The organism is Acinetobacter sp. YH12102 (genome assembly GCF_013419125.1).
Classification (GTDB): domain Bacteria; phylum Pseudomonadota; class Gammaproteobacteria; order Pseudomonadales; family Moraxellaceae; genus Acinetobacter; species Acinetobacter pseudolwoffii.
This window is the reverse complement of record NZ_VPAS01000003.1, coordinates 30,229-44,806: the sequence shown is the minus strand read 5'-3', so window position 1 is coordinate 44,806 and position 14,578 is coordinate 30,229. Positions and strand designations below refer to the sequence as shown.

Here is a 14,578-nt window from a genome sequence, read left to right as displayed (position 1 = left end):
CTGAAGTTTTTCATGTACTGCGCAAGAAATCCTTTAACATAGAGGAGTTTTAAAATAGGCATATAAAAGGTTGAGTCATGCAACGAGTGGCAATCAATGGATTTGGGCGTATTGGACGTAATGTATTGCGTGCCTGGTTTGAAAATCCGAAAGATTTTAAATTTGAAATCGTTGCCATTAACGATATTGCTGATGTTGAAACCTTAATTCATCTGTTTAAATATGACTCAACCCATGGCCGTTTTCCGGGACAGGTAGACGTCAGCTATGATGCCGAACATATTTATCTGCATCTCAGCTATCAGGATGCCAGCTTAAAAGTTCAGGTTTTGTGTGAAGCCAACCCGGCGCAGCTTCCCTGGCAAAAACTTGAAGTAGATGTAGTGCTGGAATGTACCGGGCTGTTCCGTTCCCGTGCAGCTGCGACCCAGCATATTGAGGCAGGGGCGAAACGGGTGATTATTGGAGCAGCACCCTTTGATACTGTCGATGCTGCGATTGTGTATGGTATCAATCATCACGAAGTTAAAGCCACCGACCAGATCATTTCCAGTGTGTCCTGTACCACTCAGGCCCTAGTACCGCTGGTCAAAATCCTCGATGATGCTTTTGGCATCAGCAGTGCGTTAATGACCGAAATCCATGCGGTGACCGCAGATCAATCTGTGCTGGATCAGGCGCATCGCGATCTGCGTCGTGCACGGGCAGCAGGACACAATATTATTCCCACCACATCTAGTGCGCTGGGTGCATTAAAGCGGGTTATGCCAAAAATGGAAGATCGGATTGACGGTTATTCAATTCGGGTGCCGACCATTAATGTCGCAGCAATTGATCTGACCTTTGTTTCCCAGTCACCGATTACCGATCACAAACTGAATGAAGTGTTAATTAAGGCGGCGCGACAGGATTTTGCCGAAATCATGTCAGTAACGGATGAACCTTTGGTGTCGAGTGATTTTAATCATTCCCCTTATTCCTTGATCGTTGACCTGACCCAAACCCTAGTGGTGGGGCAACAGGCCAAGGTCTTTGCCTGGTATGACAATGAATGGGGTTATGCCAACCGCTTGCTGGATTTATGTGAATCTTTTCATTAAGTTTGACTTTGCTAAGCCTGAAAAGTGCCGATATACGGTGCTTTTTTTGCTTTAAACATTCTTGATATGCGTTGTTTTGATAGAATTTGCGCGTAATTGATCGAAAAGCAGCGCGAGTGTTTGAATTATTTGCATCATCTGCATGATTTTTCGTTAAGATAAAGCCAATAAAATGAAATAAGAGCAAGCATATGATGTTGGTTTGGGGATTTATTATACTGCTCACATTGGCAGTGATTTTTCTAATCTGGCTGCAGTTCAATCAGAATGATGGTTCAGGTGTCATGGAGGGCGTGCCGGTAGAAGAGAAAGTCGCGCATCTGGAAGAAAATTTAAAAAAGACCCTGGAAATCATGCAGGACTTGGCTAAAAAAATGCATGTACAGCAGGAAGTGCTGGATCAGACTACAACCAAACTGCAGCAGGTCGAGTTGCAAAATGCAGAGCTGGTCAGCCTGCTCACCAAGGTCGTAGACCCACAGAAATAAACAGAATCCCTTTAGAAATCATATAAAGGATTCTGTTTGAGGGCTAGACAAGAAAAGTTCTTAAGACGGCTGCAGACACCATGCTGATGGCAACTGTGGGGAGCAAGCCAAAACGCGTAGCGGCAAACAGGGTTAAAGCCAAAGCGATCAGATCTGCAGGGTTGTCGCGTACAAAATACGGTGCGATGACTGAAATCAGGACACAGCCGGGCACAACGTCCATGATTTTACGCTGACGTTGTGTCAGCGTTTTATTTTTTAATAAGACATAGCCCAGAATCCGGGTCAGATAGGTGGTTGCCGCAATCAGCAGGATGGCCAGTAATGTACTCATCTCAATCATGCTTCCTCCTCACCAATCAAGAAAAAAGCAGACACAATGCCGGCTAGGGCACCTATCGGCACATACCAGCCAGCAGGCAAATATAAATAAGCCAGGGCAGCACAGATCAGGCTTACTAGCCATGGCCGGGCTGCACTCAAGCCTTTCCACATGCTTCGCATCAACACCAGAAATACAGCAGGAAAGGCCATATCAAAGCCCCAGCGGTTGATATCGCCTAAAACAGGTCCAAGCATCGCGCCCAGTGTGGTAAAACCGACCCACATCAGATAAAGACAGAAACATAAACCGGCATAGTAGGGCATGCTAAAAGCAGCCCGATAACCCCACTGCGCCTGTTTTCTTTGCGCATCCGCCAGACTTAAGGCCCAGCTTTCATCAACCATAAAAAACAGGGCCGGCAATACTTTGCGATTCGGGAGATGTTTTAAATACGGGACTAGGCTTGCACCCATCAGCAAATGCCGGCTATTCACCAAAAAGGTAATAAACAGCAGCATGAATAAATTGGGTGGACTGGTCCAGACTTCCAGAATGGCAAATTCAGAACCGCCGGCAAAATTGAGTCCAGTCAGCAAAGGCACTTCCAGCACACTGAAATTTTTCTGAATCGCAGTCGCACCTAGCACCAAAGCAAAGGGAATAATTCCTAAAAGCATAGGAATAGAATCTTTCATACCGCGCTGAAATTCGCTGAAATCTGTATGCGCGAGCGCGGGCGTGCTGCTTTGTCTGAGCAAAAGCATGTCAGTGACCTGAGGACTTCAATATTGAACCGTATTTTATAGCGATAATCGGGCTATTTGCTGTTGTAGTGCATGCAATTTAAATTTGATTTGGAATTAAATTGCGCTAAATTGGCTTAAAGGGGTTTTAAATACTAAAGTAACAAGATGGATCAAATTGATAAACGCATTTTGCATGAACTGCAAAAGAACGGAAAATTGCAAAATAATGAACTGGCTCAATTAATTGGCTTGTCGCCGTCCCCCTGTTTAAGAAGAGTCAAGCAACTAGAAGATGATGGGGTCATTGAGCAGTATGTCGCCTTACTCAATCCGCAAAAAGTCAATCTGGCAATGAGTGTATTTGCACGGGTTTGGCTTAAATCTCAAGAAGCCGCCGTGGTCGATCAATTTGTTGAAGCCATCAAGGAGATGCCGGAAGTGGTGGAATGCCAGTTAATGGCGGGAGATTGTGATTTCTTTTTAAGAATTGTGGTGGCCGATCTGGATGCCTATCGTAAATTTCAGATTCATCATTTGACTCAAATTCCCTGCATCCAAAGTGTAAAAACCGAAATTCCATTGCAAACGGTAAAAAGCACCACCGCATTGCCATTGGTCTAAAATGATTTTTTGTTTATAGCGCGTGTTGGTCATACACGATAAAACGCTGATAGTTGACGCAATTGTGGCTCATTGCATAAGAGAGTAAAAATTATAAAATTTTGCGATGCACAGCCAAAACTATCGTGCTAGACTAGGAGAAATCGGGTGTGCTCCCGATTTTTTTATGCGGATTCGTTCCGCGCTGACAAGAATTTAGGTTTACAACATGCCCATTTCAGAGACATGGTTATTACCTGATGGTGTAGCTGATGTATTACCAGAACAAGCGCAAGTCATTGAAAGTTTGCGCCGTAAATCACTGGATTTCCTTGCATCTCGAGGTTATCAGTTGGTGTACACGCCATTCATTGAGTACATCGAATCTCTCTCTTCTCTCTCAGAATCGAATCAAGATTTAGACTTAGCCACTTTTAAAGTCATCGATCAGCTTTCTGGTCGTTTGCTTGGTGTGCGTGCCGATATGACACCACAAGTGGCGCGTATTGATGCACATGTACATCCAGTGGAAGGTGTGGCGCGTTACTGCTATGCAGGTACCGTTCTGCATACCAAACCACGCGGTTTTAATACCTCGCGTGCGCCTTTGCAGTTAGGCGCCGAACTGTTTGGTTCAGACAGCATCGATGCCGATGTAGAAATGGTCGATTTAATGATCAGTCTGATTCAGGAAACAGGTCTGGCAGACGGAATCCATCTGGACTTGGGTCATGTCGGCTTATTCCGCAGTCTGGTGGCTCAAGCAGGTTTGAACAAAGTTGCTGAACGTAAACTGTCTGATTTATACCAACGTAAGGCCTTGCCAGAGTTGGAAGAATTTACGGCAGAACTGAAATTTGGTCAGGACTTTTATGCACTGGGCCGCTATGCCAGCGATCTGGACGCATTACAGGCAAATTTAAGTGCTGAAGTGTTGGCGAATCCAGCCTTCAAGCAAGCTTTTGATGCCTTACAAATTACCAAAGATCAGGTTCAAGCCCGTTGGCCAAACTTGAGTATTGGGATTGATGTGGTTGAATTGCGTTCATACCATTATCATACTGGTCTGATGTATGCAGTCTATGCACCGAATCGTGCAGCAGCACTGGCACAAGGCGGTCGTTATGATGGCATTGGTGAACATTTCGGTCGTGCGCGTCCTGCCACAGGTTTCTCTTGTGACTTATATGCGTTAAGCGCAGGTCAGTTTGACGCTGTACACGTGGTAGTTGCACCTAAAGGTGTCGATGCAGAACTTCTGAATGCGATTCAGAGTATTCGAGCACAAGGCTTAAGTGTAATTCAGTTACTCGGTAATGATGATTTAAACTCAATTCCATATGCGACGCACCAGCTGGTGAACGTAGATGGTGAGTGGACAGTCAAAACGATTTAAATTGCTTGGCTCAGTGTTCATGTCACTGAGCGGGGCTTTCAACTTTAACAGCATGATGCAATGAGGCTATTATGGGCAAGAATGTTGTGGTACTTGGTACCCAATGGGGCGACGAAGGTAAAGGTAAAATCGTCGACCTGCTCACAGATCAAGCGGCAGCGGTCGTTCGTTATCAAGGCGGACATAACGCAGGTCACACTCTGGTGGTGGGTGGTAAGAAAACTGTCTTACACCTCATTCCATCTGGTATTTTACGTGAAAACGTATTGTGCTTAATTGGTAACGGTGTTGTTCTTTCTCCTGAAGCGCTCATCAAAGAGATGGACATTCTTGAAAAAGAAGGCGTTCCTGTTAAAGAGCGTTTACGTATTTCTCCAAACTGTCCACTGATCCTTCCAAACCACATCGCACTGGACCAAGCACGTGAGAAAAAACGTGGTAATGCGAAGATTGGTACAACAGGTCGTGGTATCGGTCCTGCATACGAAGACAAAGTGGCGCGTCGTGCAGTTCGTGTTGCTGATCTGGTACGTGGCGGTGAACATCTTACTGCCCAGTTAACTGAGCTTCTGGATTACCATAACTTCCAGCTTACTCAATACTATGGTGTTGAAGCAGTTAAGCTAGAAGACGTACTGGCACTTTGCGACGAATGGCGTAAGGTTGTTGCGCCGTTGGTTGTAGACGTAACAACTGAACTGCATAACTACCGTAAAAACGGTGACAACATCATGTTTGAAGGCGCGCAAGGTTCACTTCTTGACGTTGACCATGGTACATACCCGTATGTGACATCTTCAAACACCACTGCTGGTGGCGTAAGCTCAGGTTCAGGTCTGGGTCCTTTGCACCTTGATTATGTACTGGGTATCACCAAAGCCTATACCACTCGTGTCGGTGCAGGCCCATTCCCAACGGAATTGGTTTATGACGCTGCAAACGATGTGGGTGATGCGGTTGGTAAACACCTTGGTACCATTGGTAATGAATTTGGTGCGTCTACTGGCCGTCAACGTCGTTGTGGGTGGTTCGATGCTGAAATTCTACGTCGTTCAGTAGATGTAAACTCACTGTCTGGTATTTGCCTGACTAAACTTGATGTTCTTGATGGTTTAGAAGAAGTGAAAATCTGTGTCGGTTATGAAGCTGCAGATTCTGGTTGTGTCGGTTCTTCTGATGCGCTTGCATTCGAAACTTTAAAACCAATTTACGAAACAATGCCAGGCTGGTCTGAGTCAACTTTCGGTGCAAAATCGCTGGATCAGTTGCCACAAGCTGCATTGAACTATGTAAAACGTCTTGAGCAACTGATTGAATGTCCAATCGACATCATTTCAACCGGTCCAGACCGTGAAGAAACTATCGTTCTTCGCCACCCGTTCGATGCTTGATCTTCATTTGATTAAAGTTTGAATGATAAAACCCATCTCCGGATGGGTTTTTTATATCCAAAAACTATAAATTTGGCTCAAGACTAAAGTTGCATCGGTGCTGTGACAAAATGTGCTTTAACATAGCCATATATAAAGAAAGAAAAAATGAGCGAAAGGATGCAAAAAAATATATCGGCGACCATGTTTTATTCATTGTTGTTCGCCATGGGCGGGGCACCCACCATCGCTATGATGATTATTCGCGCGCAAACTCAAAATCCTGAGATTATTTATAATGCACTGGTCGGCCTGAGTGTCATTATTGCCTGTGTGCTAGTGCCTGTTATTTTATTGCAAAACGCCTATTTATTTTTTAAACGTAAAGATGAAATTCTGGAACAAAAAATAAAACCCTTAAGCCAGGTTTATCTGGGCTTGAACATTATCTGTCTGATTTATTGGTTGGCGATACAGTACTTGGCTTAAAAATTACAGAATTTATAAGAAGATGGAGTAATTAAGCGTTTAGCTCCTGTATGCTTTCACTTATAATTTTTACAATGTAAATTAAGCTTGGGCTAAGGTAGAGTTGATTATAATGAAGAATAAATTTTTATTGAGTATGGCGGCTGCCGCAGCCGTGACATTGTCGGGTTGTACCACTATTGCGGATATTGCCGGGGCTGATTCTGCGACCTTAAATGCATCTGCGACACAAAGCTATAATGCTATGGTGACTGATGCCAGAAATAAAGGTCAACTGGACACCAGTTCAGCGACCTATAAACGTATTAATACCGTATTTAACCGTTTAAAGCCGATTGCGAACCAAATGAACCAGACTGGTACAGCATTCCAGTGGCAATTGGCTGTGCTCAAGTCCGATCAGGTTAATGCCTTTGTTGCACCGGGTGGTAAAGTGGTATTTTATACCGGTATTGTGAATAAGCTGAATCTGACCGATGCTGAAATTGCAGCAATTATGGGTCATGAAATGGTACATGCCTTAGAAGAGCATTCTAAGCAGAAAATTGGTGCCCAGGCGCTCACCGACCTGGCTTTAGGCATTGGTCTGAATGCAGCTGGTGTGGGCCAGGGTGGCGCAGCAGCAGCGCAATTAGGAAGTCAGATCGGGATTGGCCTGCCATACTCGCGTAATCTGGAAAGCCGTGCTGACCAGGGTGGCTTGATGCTGATGGCACGTGCAGGTTATAACCCGAATGCAGCGATTACCTTGTGGGAAAAAATGAACAAACTCGGTGGCAGCAATGGCGCAACCTTCCTGTCTACGCATCCATCGAACAGCCAGCGTATTGGACAAATGCGTCAACAGTTACCAGCAGCCATGCAGATTTATAATCAACGCAAATAATCGAGCGATTATTCTCTAAAGGGATCTCTTGATCGGATTGAAACAGCAGGGCCATGGTCCTGCTTTTTTATTCTCCATTTTAAAATGAATATTTTGGCGGCAATAAAAAAAGGCAAAGTTTTCACTTTGCCTTTTTTACACTCGATCAGAAGATCTTAGTGCTGGTGACCACCTGCACCGTGTACATGACCGTGATCTAATTCTTCTTGAGAAGCTTCACGAATCGATACAATTTCAACTTCGAAAGTCAGGTCTTGACCAGCAAGCGGGAAGTTCGCATCTACAACAACATTGTCGCCTTCAACTGCTTTAACAGTTACGATTTGCACGCCGTCATCAGTTTGAGCTTGGAACTGCATACCTGCTTGAATGTTGTCTACGCCTTGGAACATTTGCGCAGGAACTTCTTGTACGAGGTCAGGGTTATATTCGCCATAACCTTCAGCAGCAGGAACATTAACAGTGAATTTTTCACCCACAGTTTTGCCTTCTAACGCGTTTTCTAAACCTGGGATGATGTTACCTGCACCGTGCAAATAGGCAAGTGGTTCACCTTGAGATTGGTCGAGAGTTTCACCCTCTGCGTTAGTCAATGTGTAGTGGAAAGAAACCACGAGGTTATTTGCAATAGCAGTCATGTGAATTGATCCATTCAATTTTTTAAGGGTACATCATAAAGTGAAATTGCATTTTTGTAGACTAAAATTAGCAAAAAAACGCAATTTGACAATTTTATTGACGATTTTTTCATTGATTGGGCCAAATTCTGGAATTTCAATGCAATTTCAGCTTTGGAGAGATTTTTCGTGTAACTAAATCTTTTGCAGTCAGAATACCGGCATGTGCATAACCATGAATGGTCGCCTGATGAATCCGGTATAAAGAGACATACATGGTTTTGGCGACAAAGCCTTGCACATTGACCTGACCCAGCAACTCCCCCACAGCTTTATTCTGACTTAAGGAAATCAGTGAGCCCTTGTCAGAAAATTTAAACATCGGCAAATAGCTATCTCCATTGACATGGGCTTTTAAAGCATTGGCCAGAAAGCTGGCTTGCTGGCTGGCCACTTGAGCACGCGGCCCTAATACCGGTTGATCTGCCGCAGGCTGGCAATGCGCACAATCACCAAATGCAAAAATACTTGGATCAGATTTGGTTTGCAGCGTGGCATAAACTTTGAGCCGATGAATATGGTCTTTTTCCATGTCGTCGAGTTGTGCCAAGACTTCCGGTGCTTTGATCCCTGCAGCCCAGACTTTGATTTCAGCATCCAGACTGGAACCATCGGCAAAATAAATCTTGTCTTCATCGACCTTGGCCACTCGATGACTGGTCAAGACTTCAATACCGAACTGTTCTAACTGTTTCATGGTATTTGCAGCAACTTTAGGCGAGAGTGCAGTCAGAATACGATCCGCGGCTTCAATCAAGGTGATTTTGACTTTGTTGGGATCGACCTTGTTTAAACCATATTGAAAGAAATTCTGTTTGGCTTCTACCAGCTCCGCTGCCAGTTCTACCCCAGTCGCACCGGCACCAATAATAGCAATATTCAGCTCACGGCTTGAAGTCTCATGTTGAGCATTTAAATACAGGTGCAGCAGATCCTGCTGAAAGATATCTGCCTGCTGACGGCTGTCGAGAAAATGACAGAACTGTTTGACCCCTTCGGTATTAAAGTCATTTGAGGTTGAACCTAAAGCCAGTACCAGTGTGTCATAGCCAATGCGCTGATTTTTCTTGGGCTCACTCTTTTTAGAGAAATATTCTGTTTCGACGATGATCTGTTTCGCTTCGCGATCCAGACCGGTGAATGTCCCCAAAACAAACTCATAATGATGCGCGGCAGAATGGGCAAAATAATTGGTTTCTTGCTGATGTGGATTTAAGGTACCTGCGGCGACTTCATGTAGCAGCGGTTTCCAGAGATGTGTCAGTTTTTGATCGACCAGAATAATCTGGGCTTTGCCGTTTTTACCCAGGCTATCACCCAGTTGTGTCGCCAGTTCCAGACCACCAGCGCCACCACCCACAATCACGATTTTATGTACTGTCATGCGTTCTTAACCTGTTTATTTTTTTAATAAAAATAAGAGAAATAGAGAGAAAATATACTATGGCATGTGCTAAATCGCGTCTTGATTAAAATTGTTATACACATTACAAAACGTAGCAATTCTGTGAGAGCGGGTAATAATTGCTGCGTTCCGGGCGGGGTGCCTCATTTGGGATGAATCATGAATCATGAATCAGCTAGAAGATGAGAGAAGATGTCTTCTAGCTTCAACAGGAATTGCTGGATATTGAGAGGGATTATTGATTTAGAGGATACAGTTTTACGCCGGGTGTCGAATCTGAAAAGAAACTGAATAAACCTTGCAGCCAGCTAAAGAATTTCTGCAACGGGTTGGCTTCTTCAATTTCGACATGATCTTCAATTTGAATGGTGCGAATTAACTGATTATTTTGATAAATCTGAATCGTGGCCAAAGGCATCATGCTGGCTAAGGGCGCAATGAGTTCAGATGCCTTCATTTCAACATTGATATGGGTCTGGGTTTCCTGAAGTGGCTCGATACTTTTTAAAGCGCCATCACCTGTATTTAGCATGACGCGCTGATGGGCCTGATCAAACTGATTCAGGTCAATGCTATAGCTCTGATCATAAAGCGAGGTAGTAATAATCTGCGGCTGCTTGGTTTGCACTTTAAACATTTTTAAAGTGGATTTAATCACAGGCAACTCAGCCAACAGTTGCTGATCTTTGATCGCGACTTCATTGCGGGTATAGGTATAAGCCAGATTCATCAGTTTATGCGATATCTCAGCGCGCTTTGTGGCGCTTTTAGTGCCTAGCACTACCACAATCAGACGGCGCTTCGGCATTTCAAAGTCTGCTGTAACACGATTGGCGGTCAGCGCCAGGTTATAACCGGCCGCACGGGTAAAACCGGTTTTTAAACCATCTACGCTTGGGTCGACCTGAAGTACACGGTTGGTGGCACGATGAAAATGCTGGTTATAAGTGAAACTTGGCTGTTTGGAATAATACAGATAATCCGGGGTCTCATTTACCACCGCCATAGAGAGTCGGGCCAAATCGGCAGCAGTCGAATAATGCTCGGGCATGGTAATGCCGGCCGGATTCTGGAAATTGCTATGCTGCATGCCCAGTGCTTTGGCTTCCTGATTCATCCGTTCAACAAACTGGGGAACACTCCCCGAGATTTTCTCAGCCAGCGTCAACGCTGCATCATTGGCAGACATGATAATCAAGCCTGCCAGAAGCTGATCGACTGTAATCAGATCACCTTCTTTCAGATACATCTGTGACTCATCCCACATGACATTTTTAACCACAGATGTGGCAGTTAAAACTTCATTTTTATCTAATTTTCCGGCCTCAATTTCCTTTAATGCAATATAAGCCACCATCATTTTGGTCAGCGAAGCCGGTGCACGTTGCATGTCGGCATTGTGCTCTGCAATGACTTGACCAGACTGTGAATCCAGAATAGTCCAGGCTTCAGCTTCAACGCTTTCAGGCAGAATGTTGAGTAAGGCAGCATGTGAAAATGCAGAAATAAATAAGCTGAATACCGCAATCAGTGAGATGATGTATTTCAAGGATGTTCCTTAATAACCCGTCGGGCGTTGAACGATTAAATTTTCAGGCATGCTATGCCTTTTTTATACAGATAGCTAGTCGTAAATGTAGACAAATAAGACAGCTAAACCATCTTGGCTTAAAAAATGCTAAGCTAAGCTATACCTCATTTATTTTCATTTTATATCGCCCATTATGTTGCATTATCAAATCGAATTTGACGATTATCGTCAGCACCTTATTCACGTGACTGTTCGCTTTCTGGCAGACCCGACGCAGATCTTATCATTACCGACCTGGATTCCGGGAAGTTATTTGATTCGAGAGTTTTCCAAACACATTGAGGCGGTCAAAGCTTATGATGAAGATGGACGTCAACTGCAAATCCAGAAATTTGAAAAGAACAAATGGCGTTTATTCAATACCGATCATGAGCTGATTACGGTTGAATATGATGTCTATGCCTACGACCTGTCTGTTCGTGGTGCATATGTGGATCAAAACCGTCTTTATGTCAACCCGGCCTGTGCATGCTTGGGGCTAGAAGGTCAGGAAAATAAAGAGATTGAATTAGAAATCTTCCTGCCAGATGAGTTAAAGCATTTCCAACTGGCAACCGGCATGCAATCCAAAAGTCTGGTCAAGGGCCGTTTCACCCTGAAAGCCAAAAACTATGCTGAATTGATTGATGCACCGTTTGAACTGGCAGAGCAAACCCGTTTCAGTTTTGAAGCGAATGGTATTCCGCATGAGTTTGTGGTGTCCGGCAAGCATGCGATGAATGCAGCACGTATGCAGCAGGACATTGAGAAAATCTGTAGCACAGAAATCTCCATGTTCGGTTCAGCGCCATTTGCTGACTATACTTTTATGACCATGGCAACCGGAAATAGTTATGGTGGTCTGGAACATCCAAACTCGACCAGCCTGATTTCACCGCGCGATGACTTGCCGAAGGCCAATGAGCCTGAAGAACCTTCCAAAGATTATCAGCGTTTCCTCGGCCTATGTAGCCATGAATATTTCCATTCTTGGTTGGTAAAATTTATTCGCCCTGAAAATTTTGTCAATTATGATTTGAACCGTGAAGGCTATACGTCTTTGCTGTGGATCTTTGAAGGCTTCACTTCTTATTATGATGATTTGATTTTGCTACGCAGTGGCGTGATTAACCAGGAATCATATATTGCTTTATTAAAAGCGCAGATTGATCGTTACTTGCAGAATCCGGGTCGTGCGATTCAGTCGGTGTCTGAATCCAGTTTTGATGCCTGGGTGAAATTCTACCGTCAGGATGAAAACTCGAATAATGCCGGCACCAGCTATTACAACAAAGGTTGTTTGGTTGCATTGTGCCTAGACTTAGGTTTGCGTTTACGCGGTTCAAGTCTGGATGCCTTGATGCGCCGTTTGTATGAAAATGCACAAAAGGGTGTTCAGGTACATGAGCGGACGATCTTTGAATTATGCAAAGAGCTGACCGGTGATGATTGGTCAGAGCAGATTAATCACTTGATTAATACCACAGATGAATTGCCACTGGATCAGTTATTGCCTGAGTTTGGTATCGGTTATAACCTGAAAAATGACAAGTCATTGCCTTTTGGTTTAAAACTGGTAGATAAGCCGGAAGGTGTATTGGTTCAGTCGGCGCGTCGTGATAGTACTGCTGTAGTAGTTGGCCTTTCTGCCAATGATGTGATTATTGCCGTTGATGGTTTAAAAGCAACGATGAAGTTAATGGAAAGTTATGCAAAACAGGAAGGTGTTTATACCATGCATGCTTTTCGTCGTGACGAGCTGATGAGCTTTGAAGTTCAGGCAGCTGGTTCTGAACTGACCGAAGTTGAACTGAAAATTGAAGATCAGACTAAAGCTGAAAAGTGGTTGAAAGCTTAATTAAATTTCAAACTTTAAAAACCGATGCTTAGGCATCGGTTTTTTATTGCATCAAGTTTTGAAAGTTATCTGATGATCAGTCGAGACGTACCACGGAACTCTGCCACAATTTGATCATGCTGATTTATCACCTGAATATCGTAAATTCCGCTACGGCCACTGCTGGCCCTATGTTCTGCTACAGCAGTCAATGTATCGCCAAGAACTCCTGATTTTAAATAATGAATTCCACAATGCTGACCAACAGCCGGATGTTCACCTGTATTACAGGCAATGGCAAATGCCGCATCTGCAAGCGCGAAAATCACTGCGCCGTTACAGGTCTTGTGACCCTGTAAATGTTGTTCAGTGACTTTCAGCGAAATTTTTGCGTGATTGTGACTATAAGCAACAAGGTGTGCACCAAGATGCTGGATTAATCGATCCTGATTAAACATCTGGTTGACTTGCTGATCCATTGCAAAGCTCCTTGTTTGAGATACGTTTTATTTTTAAATTCATTTAATATGAGTCATGAATAGCATTCCAGCACAAGAATAACAAGTAAAAGAATAAGGCCCAATAAGATGGGCCTTAAGTGAAAGAGCTTAGTTACCGCGATAAGTCGAATAACCATAAGAGCTCAATAACAGTGGAATATGATAATGTTCTAAAGCGCCATCAATCATAAAGACTACCGGTACTTCAGGGAAGAATGTCCGCTGATTATTGGCCTTAAACCAGTCACCCGTTTTAAAGGTCACTTTATAAATACCCTTTTGCAGATTGGTATCTTTTGGATATAGCTCTTTAATACGGCCATTTTGATCTGTTTCAGCTTCATTGAGCTTGACCCATTTCTCACCTTGCTGTGCTTCCAAAGTAACTGCAATATTTGCGGAAGGTAAACCTGTTTCCTGATTCAGAACATGCACACTAAGTGGATTCTGTGCAAAGGAAAGCGTGGCTGCGGTGCTCGCAAGGGTTGCTAGCAGGATTTTTTTCATGTTGTATTCCTCAGTAGATGGATGAAGTAATATTGAATAAAAGAAACCAATAAGACTTATTTAAATAGATTAAAGCTGTTTTAAAGTGCTTTGAATGCCGCTATTGGCACATTGATGATCCTGCTCCGAACCGCCTGCACCCGCAACACCTACAGCACCTAAAATATGATTCTGGTACATAACAGGTACACCGCCGCCCAGTAACAGCAGTTCAGGCAAACTATTCAGGTTCTGTGCGTCCGGATTGTTCTGGGCATTGCGCATAAAATCCAGCGTACTGGTTTTCGTTGAATACGCGGTAAAGGCCTTGCGTTCTGCTGCGATCAGGTTGTGAATGCCGACAGATTCATGGCGTTGACTAGCCAGCAGATTACCACCCTGATCCAGAACCACGACTGCTGCGGGCTTGGCCTGTTTCTGGCAGGCCAACATGACATTGCTGGCCATAAGCTTTGCTGCTTCTAGCGACATGACTGGTGCTGTTTTTAATTCTGCATGTGCCAGTGAGCTGAGTAGTAATGAGCTGCTGAACAAGGCTAGGGTTGTTTTGGCGATTGAATTTTTCATACTTGTCATTCATGCAATTGAATACTGTTGCTATTGTAGAAAGAAATACGCCAGTGCAGCATGACAATCAGATTACCAATTTGTAATCTAGGCATAGCTAAAAACAGCTAAACTA

16 protein-coding genes are annotated in these 14,578 nt (G+C 43.9%); 8 read left to right on the top strand and 8 right to left on the bottom strand.

Features of this window, described 5'->3' with window-relative positions:
- Window positions 1–77 precede the first annotated feature (77 nt).
- Window positions 78–1,100, top strand: a complete 1,023-nt coding sequence (gene gap / locus FTU42_RS02780) for a type I glyceraldehyde-3-phosphate dehydrogenase (protein WP_005097441.1) — start codon at window positions 78–80, stop codon at window positions 1,098–1,100.
- 191 nt (window positions 1,101–1,291) lie between these two features.
- Window positions 1,292–1,588, top strand: a complete 297-nt coding sequence (locus tag FTU42_RS02775) for a hypothetical protein (protein WP_180075041.1) — start codon at window positions 1,292–1,294, stop codon at window positions 1,586–1,588.
- Between the two features lie 43 nt (window positions 1,589–1,631).
- On the opposite strand, the gene FTU42_RS02770 is transcribed toward FTU42_RS02775, so the two are convergent.
- Together FTU42_RS02770 and FTU42_RS02765 are read right to left on the bottom strand one after the other, a co-directional pair.
- Window positions 1,632–1,931: an AzlD family protein gene (locus FTU42_RS02770; RefSeq protein WP_005170250.1), complete on the bottom strand. Its 300-nt coding sequence runs from the start codon at window positions 1,929–1,931 to the stop codon at window positions 1,632–1,634.
- A complete protein-coding gene (locus FTU42_RS02765) occupies window positions 1,928–2,677 on the bottom strand; it encodes an AzlC family ABC transporter permease (protein ID WP_074383298.1) in 750 nt (249 codons plus the stop codon). The genes FTU42_RS02770 and FTU42_RS02765 overlap by 4 nt, the downstream gene beginning before the upstream one ends.
- A gap of 147 nt (window positions 2,678–2,824) precedes the next feature.
- Between FTU42_RS02765 and FTU42_RS02760 the strand changes: the two genes are divergently transcribed.
- From FTU42_RS02760 to FTU42_RS02740, 5 genes are all read left to right on the top strand, one after another.
- Window positions 2,825–3,280 carry an Lrp/AsnC family transcriptional regulator gene (locus FTU42_RS02760; protein ID WP_004645552.1) on the top strand — a complete coding sequence of 152 codons (456 nt, stop codon included), beginning with the start codon at window positions 2,825–2,827 and terminating at the stop codon, window positions 3,278–3,280.
- Between the two features lie 208 nt (window positions 3,281–3,488).
- Entirely contained in the window at window positions 3,489–4,655 is a 1,167-nt protein-coding gene (locus FTU42_RS02755; protein ID WP_005170256.1) for an ATP phosphoribosyltransferase regulatory subunit, read from the top strand.
- Between the two features lie 71 nt (window positions 4,656–4,726).
- Window positions 4,727–6,046: an adenylosuccinate synthase gene (locus FTU42_RS02750; protein ID WP_005170258.1), complete on the top strand. Its 1,320-nt coding sequence runs from the start codon at window positions 4,727–4,729 to the stop codon at window positions 6,044–6,046.
- Between the two features lie 159 nt (window positions 6,047–6,205).
- Window positions 6,206–6,514 carry a hypothetical protein gene (locus tag FTU42_RS02745; RefSeq protein WP_074383295.1) on the top strand — a complete coding sequence of 103 codons (309 nt, stop codon included), beginning with the start codon at window positions 6,206–6,208 and terminating at the stop codon, window positions 6,512–6,514.
- Between the two features lie 112 nt (window positions 6,515–6,626).
- A complete protein-coding gene (locus tag FTU42_RS02740) occupies window positions 6,627–7,400 on the top strand; it encodes a M48 family metallopeptidase (RefSeq protein ID WP_159516047.1) in 774 nt (257 codons plus the stop codon).
- 155 nt (window positions 7,401–7,555) lie between these two features.
- Here FTU42_RS02740 and slyD read toward each other — a convergent pair whose 3' ends face one another.
- From slyD to FTU42_RS02725, 3 genes are all read right to left on the bottom strand, one after another.
- On the bottom strand, window positions 7,556–8,038 hold the full coding sequence (slyD, locus tag FTU42_RS02735; RefSeq protein ID WP_005097432.1) for a peptidylprolyl isomerase: 483 nt from the start codon (window positions 8,036–8,038) through the stop codon (window positions 7,556–7,558).
- A gap of 136 nt (window positions 8,039–8,174) precedes the next feature.
- Entirely contained in the window at window positions 8,175–9,461 is a 1,287-nt protein-coding gene (locus FTU42_RS02730; RefSeq protein WP_180075040.1) for an NAD(P)/FAD-dependent oxidoreductase, read from the bottom strand.
- A gap of 256 nt (window positions 9,462–9,717) precedes the next feature.
- On the bottom strand, window positions 9,718–11,031 hold the full coding sequence (locus tag FTU42_RS02725) for a D-alanyl-D-alanine carboxypeptidase PBP6B (RefSeq protein WP_180082989.1): 1,314 nt from the start codon (window positions 11,029–11,031) through the stop codon (window positions 9,718–9,720).
- Between the two features lie 175 nt (window positions 11,032–11,206).
- Between FTU42_RS02725 and FTU42_RS02720 the strand changes: the two genes are divergently transcribed.
- The gene (locus FTU42_RS02720; protein ID WP_100357726.1) at window positions 11,207–12,910 is read left to right on the top strand and encodes a M61 family metallopeptidase; all 1,704 of its coding nucleotides are present in this window, start codon (window positions 11,207–11,209) and stop codon (window positions 12,908–12,910) included.
- 65 nt (window positions 12,911–12,975) lie between these two features.
- Here the strand turns inward: FTU42_RS02720 and paaI are convergent, their stop codons facing one another.
- The 3 genes from paaI to FTU42_RS02705 all read right to left on the bottom strand — a co-directional run bounded on the left by paaI (window position 12,976) and on the right by FTU42_RS02705 (window position 14,463).
- On the bottom strand, window positions 12,976–13,368 hold the full coding sequence (gene paaI, locus FTU42_RS02715; protein ID WP_074383292.1) for a hydroxyphenylacetyl-CoA thioesterase PaaI: 393 nt from the start codon (window positions 13,366–13,368) through the stop codon (window positions 12,976–12,978).
- A 129-nt stretch (window positions 13,369–13,497) separates the two neighbouring features.
- Window positions 13,498–13,896, bottom strand: coding sequence for a hydroxyisourate hydrolase (gene uraH / locus FTU42_RS02710; RefSeq protein ID WP_100355846.1), 399 nt, complete (start codon window positions 13,894–13,896; stop codon window positions 13,498–13,500).
- A gap of 69 nt (window positions 13,897–13,965) precedes the next feature.
- Window positions 13,966–14,463: a heme-binding protein gene (locus tag FTU42_RS02705; protein WP_100355845.1), complete on the bottom strand. Its 498-nt coding sequence runs from the start codon at window positions 14,461–14,463 to the stop codon at window positions 13,966–13,968.
- Between the last annotated feature and the right edge of the window lie 115 nt (window positions 14,464–14,578).

What these genes read in the sequence shown, in the direction of transcription:
- FTU42_RS02745 (WP_074383295.1), top strand. Translation starts at nt 6,206, where the DNA reads ATGCAAAAAAATATATCGGCGACCATGTTTTATTCATTGTTGTTCGCC.
- FTU42_RS02705 (WP_100355845.1), bottom strand. Translation starts at nt 14,463, where the DNA reads ATGAAAAATTCAATCGCCAAAACAACCCTAGCCTTGTTCAGCAGCTCA.
- FTU42_RS02770 (WP_005170250.1), bottom strand. Translation starts at nt 1,931, where the DNA reads ATGATTGAGATGAGTACATTACTGGCCATCCTGCTGATTGCGGCAACC.
- FTU42_RS02755 (WP_005170256.1), top strand. Translation starts at nt 3,489, where the DNA reads ATGCCCATTTCAGAGACATGGTTATTACCTGATGGTGTAGCTGATGTA.
- uraH (WP_100355846.1), bottom strand. Translation starts at nt 13,896, where the DNA reads ATGAAAAAAATCCTGCTAGCAACCCTTGCGAGCACCGCAGCCACGCTT.
- FTU42_RS02720 (WP_100357726.1), top strand. Translation starts at nt 11,207, where the DNA reads ATGTTGCATTATCAAATCGAATTTGACGATTATCGTCAGCACCTTATT.
- paaI (WP_074383292.1), bottom strand. Translation starts at nt 13,368, where the DNA reads ATGGATCAGCAAGTCAACCAGATGTTTAATCAGGATCGATTAATCCAG.
- FTU42_RS02750 (WP_005170258.1), top strand. Translation starts at nt 4,727, where the DNA reads ATGGGCAAGAATGTTGTGGTACTTGGTACCCAATGGGGCGACGAAGGT.
- slyD (WP_005097432.1), bottom strand. Translation starts at nt 8,038, where the DNA reads ATGACTGCTATTGCAAATAACCTCGTGGTTTCTTTCCACTACACATTG.
- FTU42_RS02760 (WP_004645552.1), top strand. Translation starts at nt 2,825, where the DNA reads ATGGATCAAATTGATAAACGCATTTTGCATGAACTGCAAAAGAACGGA.
- FTU42_RS02765 (WP_074383298.1), bottom strand. Translation starts at nt 2,677, where the DNA reads ATGCTTTTGCTCAGACAAAGCAGCACGCCCGCGCTCGCGCATACAGAT.
- FTU42_RS02775 (WP_180075041.1), top strand. Translation starts at nt 1,292, where the DNA reads ATGATGTTGGTTTGGGGATTTATTATACTGCTCACATTGGCAGTGATT.
- FTU42_RS02740 (WP_159516047.1), top strand. Translation starts at nt 6,627, where the DNA reads ATGAAGAATAAATTTTTATTGAGTATGGCGGCTGCCGCAGCCGTGACA.
- FTU42_RS02730 (WP_180075040.1), bottom strand. Translation starts at nt 9,461, where the DNA reads ATGACAGTACATAAAATCGTGATTGTGGGTGGTGGCGCTGGTGGTCTG.
- gap (WP_005097441.1), top strand. Translation starts at nt 78, where the DNA reads ATGCAACGAGTGGCAATCAATGGATTTGGGCGTATTGGACGTAATGTA.